Origin of the sequence: Streptomyces specialis, assembly GCF_001493375.1 — a bacterium.
In the GTDB taxonomy this organism is placed as follows: Bacteria; Actinomycetota; Actinomycetes; order Streptomycetales; family Streptomycetaceae; genus Streptomyces; species Streptomyces specialis.
Genome location: NZ_LN929804.1, coordinates 1 through 4,523, shown reverse-complemented (window position 1 = coordinate 4,523; position 4,523 = coordinate 1). Strand labels below are relative to the sequence as shown.

At 74.6% G+C, this 4,523-nt stretch carries 8 protein-coding genes and 1 pseudogene; 5 read left to right on the top strand and 4 right to left on the bottom strand.

The window, feature by feature from the left end; translation table 11 throughout:
* Positions 1 to 258: 258 nt before the first annotated feature.
* On the top strand, positions 259 to 468 hold the full coding sequence (locus tag BN2279_RS07380; protein WP_059007679.1) for a hypothetical protein: 210 nt from the start codon (positions 259 to 261) through the stop codon (positions 466 to 468).
* 66 nt (positions 469 to 534) lie between these two features.
* Here the strand turns inward: BN2279_RS07380 and BN2279_RS07375 are convergent, their stop codons facing one another.
* Positions 535 to 729 carry a hypothetical protein gene (locus BN2279_RS07375; protein WP_059007677.1) on the bottom strand — a complete coding sequence of 65 codons (195 nt, stop codon included), beginning with the start codon at positions 727 to 729 and terminating at the stop codon, positions 535 to 537.
* A gap of 210 nt (positions 730 to 939) precedes the next feature.
* Between BN2279_RS07375 and BN2279_RS07370 the strand changes: the two genes are divergently transcribed.
* Positions 940 to 1,761 (top strand): TrmH family RNA methyltransferase, encoded by an 822-nt coding sequence (locus BN2279_RS07370; RefSeq protein WP_059007676.1) that lies wholly within the window; start codon positions 940 to 942, stop codon positions 1,759 to 1,761.
* Between the two features lie 38 nt (positions 1,762 to 1,799).
* On the opposite strand, the gene BN2279_RS07365 is transcribed toward BN2279_RS07370, so the two are convergent.
* Both BN2279_RS07365 and BN2279_RS07360 read right to left on the bottom strand, forming a co-directional pair.
* Complete coding sequence (locus tag BN2279_RS07365) at positions 1,800 to 2,045, bottom strand: hypothetical protein (RefSeq protein WP_159037098.1); 246 nt, start codon at positions 2,043 to 2,045, stop codon at positions 1,800 to 1,802.
* A gap of 204 nt (positions 2,046 to 2,249) precedes the next feature.
* Positions 2,250 to 2,558: a hypothetical protein gene (locus BN2279_RS07360; protein ID WP_059007671.1), complete on the bottom strand. Its 309-nt coding sequence runs from the start codon at positions 2,556 to 2,558 to the stop codon at positions 2,250 to 2,252.
* A 92-nt stretch (positions 2,559 to 2,650) separates the two neighbouring features.
* On the opposite strand from BN2279_RS07360, the gene BN2279_RS07355 reads away from it, so the two are divergent.
* The 3 genes from BN2279_RS07355 to BN2279_RS07345 are packed head-to-tail and all read left to right on the top strand — an operon-like array spanning position 2,651 to position 4,078.
* Positions 2,651 to 3,205 (top strand): hypothetical protein, encoded by a 555-nt coding sequence (locus tag BN2279_RS07355; RefSeq protein ID WP_234347565.1) that lies wholly within the window; start codon positions 2,651 to 2,653, stop codon positions 3,203 to 3,205.
* A 10-nt stretch (positions 3,206 to 3,215) separates the two neighbouring features.
* The gene (locus tag BN2279_RS07350) at positions 3,216 to 3,563 is read left to right on the top strand and encodes a hypothetical protein (RefSeq protein WP_059007669.1); all 348 of its coding nucleotides are present in this window, start codon (positions 3,216 to 3,218) and stop codon (positions 3,561 to 3,563) included.
* 29 nt (positions 3,564 to 3,592) lie between these two features.
* Positions 3,593 to 4,078 (top strand): GNAT family N-acetyltransferase, encoded by a 486-nt coding sequence (locus BN2279_RS07345; RefSeq protein ID WP_059007667.1) that lies wholly within the window; start codon positions 3,593 to 3,595, stop codon positions 4,076 to 4,078.
* A 189-nt stretch (positions 4,079 to 4,267) separates the two neighbouring features.
* Here BN2279_RS07345 and BN2279_RS07340 read toward each other — a convergent pair.
* Positions 4,268 to 4,523 (bottom strand): annotated as a pseudogene (locus BN2279_RS07340) (hypothetical protein); the annotation flags it as partial.

The following is a 4,523-nucleotide window of genomic DNA, read 5'->3' as shown; positions in this document are numbered from 1 at the left end:
CGATACCACTGAGAGACAGCACATGAAAGTCGATATTCTATGGACAAAACCCGGCGCGCACCGCGCTCACCACCCACCTCTTCGTCGCCAGCGTCAGAGGTGTATAAGAACCCGCCCCCCCCCGGGCCCCGGACACCGGACCCGGCGCTCCCCCGGGCCGCCATCCCCCGTCAGAGGGAAAACCGGCCGCCGCCGCCATGATCGGGCCGCCCGGCGGACAAGGACGGAGTGTCCGGCAGCCGATCCCTGGAGTGCTCCATGCGAGACCGCCCCCTCACCGCCGTCGCCACCGGTTTCGCGGCGACCCTCGTCCTGCTCGGCGGTGCCATGGCGCTCGGCGACGGCGGCGCGTCGGCCTCCGACTCCTCCACCGACCCGCCCGCGACGAGCACCGGGGACGGCGACGGCGCCACCGAGGCCGCCGGCGCCGGAGAGACCACGCGGGACACCACCCGCCCCCTCCGCTGACGCGGAGGGCCCGTGCGGGGCGCGGACCAGCGGATCAGGATCGGCACCCGGCTTCGCCGGACCCGTTCAGTTGCCCGGGCCTACTGCCGTGCCGTCTCCCTGCGGCGGCTCCACCGCCCTTCCCGGCACCAGCACGGCAAGGGTGCTGCGCGCTTCACGCCGCAGCGTGTGGCGCCGGGCGAAGGTCGCGGTGAGCGCGAGGATCGAGACCGTGCTCCCGTAGAACACAGCGGCGATCGTGGAGAGGAGCCCGACCGTCATCGGGCACGCACCTTTCTTCCCCCGTCCGGCCCACCCGGCTCACGGCCCGGGGTGGGCGTTGATGCGTTTCCTCTCCACCTTACGTACGCCGTCAACCCCGTGTGCGGCCTTGCCGACCGGCGCACCCGCCCGTTCCGCCGGCTCCGCCGCGAGTCCTCTCCGGTAGCCTGCTGATCACATGGCACGGCGCTCAGCAGGCAGGGAGAACGGGTGGCTCACCAGCGGATCACGACCCGCAACGCCCGTTTCCAGCAGTGGCAGGCCCAGCTCACCAACCGCACCAAGCGGCACCGGGCGGGCGAGTTCCTCGTGCAGGGCGTGCGGCCCATCTCCCAGGCCGTCGAGCACGGTTGGACGATCCGGGCCCTGCTGTTCGACCCCAGCCGTCCCCTGACACGCTGGGCGAGCGGGCTGTTGCGCGACGTGCCCGCCGAGAAGATCGCCATGGCCCCGGAGTTGCTGGCCGAGCTGGGCGAGAAGGACGACGGCGCCCCCGAGTTGGTGGCCGTGGCGGAGATGCCGCCGGACGACCTGGCCCGCGTCCCGGTCGGACCGGCTTTCCTCGGCGTCGTGTTCGACCGCCCGACCAGCCCGGGGAACATCGGCACGATCATCCGGTCCGCCGACTCCTTCGGCGCGGGCGGCCTGATCGTGACGGGTCACGCCGCCGACGTCTACGACCCCAAGTCGGTCCGGGCGAGCACCGGTTCGCTGTTCGCGCTGCCGGTGGTGCGCATCCCCGGCCACCGGGAGGTGGCGAACTGGCTGACGGACGTCCGCGCGCAAGGCGTTCCGGTGACGGTGGTGGGCACGGACGAGTCCGGCGAGACGGACGTCGCGGGCTCCGATCTGACGGGCCCGGTGCTGCTGTTGATCGGCAACGAGACGGCGGGGCTGAGCGCGGCGTGGCGCGACCTGTGCGACACGCTGGTCCGTATCCCGATGACGGGCTCCGCCAGCTCCCTCAACGCGGCCAGCGCGGCCACGGTCGTCCTGTACGAGGCGGCCCGCCAACGAGGCCCCGGTGCCTGACGACCGCCGCCACCTTCGTCAACGTCAACGGCGCGCGTTCAGCAGCAGAGGAACTGCCGCCCCGTCGCGTCCTGGTGGAGCGGCCAGGGGAAGCCGAGCGGGCAGTGGTGCCCGTCGTGGGCGTGCCAGAAGCGGGCCGCGGGCGTGGCGCAGGTGGGACAGACCCATATCGGGGAGCGGCCCTGCACGGTGATGTCCGGCCACAGGGACTTCCCGCACCGGTCGCAGCGGGGCTGACCGGGGGGCGCGGTGGCGGGCGGCTCGGCGAGAAACTTCTTGGGCACGCACGGCATCTTCCTTGCCGCGGAGGCCCGTTGAGGCCCGACCTCGGGCCGTTTCCCCCGAACGGATGACGCCCTCGGCGGCCTTGCCGGCGGCACCGGCCAAGGCGCCCGCGGCCACGCGGCGTTCGGCGCTTTTCGATCCCGGGCGGGTGCCCGGCGTCCCGCCGAACCGAGGCCCGGCGGAACGACCGCCCCGCGCTCGGGTCAGGGTTCGTGTCCGGCTTCCTCTTCGGGGTCCTGGGCGTCCGGGGGCCGTCTCAACGAGGGCGGGGTGGCGCAGGCGGGACACCAGTAGCCCTCGCCGCCCTCGATGAAGATCCAGCCGAGTTCCTTGATGTAGGGGGTGGCTTGGCCCGCTTCGTGCAGCATGTGGCCGAAGAGGTCCTCCTCCAGGTCCGGTGGCGGGTCCGCGATGACCAGGTCGAACGTGATCCGCTCCTGACAGTCGCGTCGGTCGCAGGCGAGGAAGAACCGCACCGGCCCCGGCGCCCTGCCGTCGGTCGTCAAGCTCATGCCACGCATCGTGGCCCAACGGTGTCGCTCCGTGCAACGGCCGCCTTGACGAACGAGGTTGCGGGCGTTGCCGGCGTTGCAGAATGGAATCCATGACGACGATAGCCGTGACGGGCCACATGGATCTGACGGCCGCGAGCGCCGTCCTCGTGCGACAGGCCCTGACCGGCCTGCTGCGCGGGTACGCGCCCGGGGACCTGACCGGCGTCTCGTGCCTGGCGGAGGGCGCGGACGCGCTGTTCGCGGAGGCGGTGCTGGAGGCGGGCGGCCGGCTGGTGGTGGTCATCCCCTCGGTGAACTACCGGCAGGAGCAGGGCTCCACCGCCTACGCCGACACGTTCGACCGGCTGGCCGGGGCGGCCGACGAGGTGGTCGTGCTGCCGAACGAGGTGGCCGACCCGCGTGCCTACGAGGCGGCGAACCAGGTGCTGCTGGAGCGCGCCGACCGGCTCGTCGCCGTGTGGAACGGGCGCCCCGCCCCGGGCCGGAACGGCGGCCCCGCGCATGCCGTCGAGCAGGCCCGGGCGGCCGGGCTCCCGGTGGACGTGGTGTGGCCCCCCGGCGCGGCCCGGCTGGGCGACGGCGGGGACGCGCCCGTTCCGGCGCCGACCCCGGCGCCGGGTTGCCCCCGGGGAAGCAGCGCCTAATATCGAACGCGTGAGCGAGTCCCTGTCCGAGCCCCCCCGGCCGAGGCCCAGCCTGCCGCCCGCCCTGGCCCGCCTGCGCACGCTGGCGACCTGGCTGGAGCTGCGGCTCGGCGAGGTCCGCGCGGCCATCGCCGAGGCGGAACGGGTCGCGGCGGTCGAACGGGCCCGCCCGCGCTGGTGGGTGCAGTGGATGCGGACCCCGCCGGACGAGCCCCGGCGCGGCGTGCTGCACCGCGCGGGCTGCTGGTGTCCCGGCGAGCCGGATCTGCGGGCGGCCGACGTGCGGCGGGTGGCGGCCGACCACGCCGGACGCGTGGAGACCTGCCTGGTGTGCCGGGCGGAGGGCCCCGACGGATGAACGCGCGCCCGCTGCCGTAGCCTCGTGGCGTGCTCCCGTTCCGCCTCCAGCTCCTGCGCGCCGACCACGCCCCGGCCCTGCTCGCGTTCGAACGGGAGAACCGGGCCTGGTTCGCGGCGTCGATCCCCGACCGCGGTGACGACTACTTCGCGGACTTCGACGCCCGGCACGCCGCCCTGCTGGCCGAGCAGGCGGCCGGGGTGTGCTTCTTCCACCTCCTGCTGAACGACGACGGCGCGGTGCTCGGCCGGGTCAACCTGATCGATGTCGCGGACGGCGCCGCCGAGTTGGGCTTCCGGGTCGCCGAGAAGGCGGCCGGCCGGGGGCTGGCCACGGCAGCCGTCCGCGAGGTCTGCGCCCTCGCCGCCACCGCGTACGGCCTGACCGCGCTCCACGCCCGGGCCACGCTGGACAACGCCGCCTCCCGGACCGTGCTCGCCCGCACGGGCTTCACCCCCACCGCCGCGATCACGCTGACCGGCCGCCCGGCGACGCGCTACGAGCGCCCCCTGTGAGGAACGGGGTCCCGGCCGCCCGGTTGGCAGCGGGTGGGCGGCCGGGTCCCCTCGCGGCGTGTCCGGTTACCGGTCGGACGACCGCCTTCCGTCCCGGGGTTGTCAGCTACCGGGACGGGCAGCCCTCGTACGGGCGCGCGGGGCGGAGCGGTTCGAGCAGACTCCGCGGGCGCCGGCACGAGGGGGCTTCTACGGAACGGGCGGGAACGCGCACCCGCTGCCCGGCACCCGGGCCAGGGCCCGGCGCAGCAGGGCGGTGTCGGTCAGGCACGACCCGGCCGGGGCGGTGAGCCAGTGCGGCTCACCCGCACGCCACCCGGCCGGCGGCACCGCCACCGCCTCCCCCCGGCGCAGGACCACGACACCCGCGCAGTCCCACCCGTCCGCCGAACCGGGCGCGATCAGCCACGTGAAGGTGTCCGCGACCGGCCGCACGATCACCGGC

Bases quoted from the DNA above. Each gene is read 5' to 3' on its own strand.
- BN2279_RS07380 (WP_059007679.1), top strand. From the start codon at position 259: ATGCGAGACCGCCCCCTCACCGCCGTCGCCACCGGTTTCGCGGCGACC.
- BN2279_RS07360 (WP_059007671.1), bottom strand. From the start codon at position 2,558: ATGAGCTTGACGACCGACGGCAGGGCGCCGGGGCCGGTGCGGTTCTTC.
- BN2279_RS07355 (WP_234347565.1), top strand. From the start codon at position 2,651: ATGACGACGATAGCCGTGACGGGCCACATGGATCTGACGGCCGCGAGC.
- BN2279_RS07375 (WP_059007677.1), bottom strand. From the start codon at position 729: ATGACGGTCGGGCTCCTCTCCACGATCGCCGCTGTGTTCTACGGGAGC.